Below are 453 nucleotides of genomic sequence, written 5' to 3' on the forward strand. Positions count from 1 at the left end.
GCAACGTCAACGAGGCGACCAACAATCTCAAGCTCATGCTCACGCCACGCAAGAATCTGAGCCCCGCCGTGTTCGAGTCGGGCGAAGCGGGCGATGAGGCGCGCCGTGTTTTCGGCGATGCCTACACGGCGATGATGAAGCGCGAGTGGTACACGATCGGTATTCATTTGGGCTTCCGGTACGAAGGCTCGTCGATCGTTGTCCCCGATGGCACGCCGGAGCCCGAGGACACGATCAGCACCTATGTGCAGACTTCGCGTCCGGGCCATCGCGCGCCACATGTGTGGCTCGCGCCCGGCCGCTCCACGCTCGACCTGTTCGGCGAGAGCTTCGTGCTGCTGCGCTTCGACGCATCGCTCGATGTGGAAACGCTGCGCGACGCGGCGCAACGCGCGGGCGTGCCTTTCACGGTCGTCGATATCGGCAATGACGCGGCACGTGCCGTGTACGAGC

At 64.5% G+C, this 453-nt stretch carries 1 pseudogene; it reads left to right on the forward strand.

Features of this window, described 5'->3' with window-relative positions:
- Positions 1-453: pseudogene (locus tag VSR34_RS38570) on the forward strand (2-polyprenyl-6-methoxyphenol hydroxylase); the annotation flags it as partial.

It is taken from the genome of Paraburkholderia sp. JHI2823, from assembly GCF_038900695.1.
GTDB lineage: Bacteria > Pseudomonadota > Gammaproteobacteria > Burkholderiales > Burkholderiaceae > Paraburkholderia > Paraburkholderia mimosarum.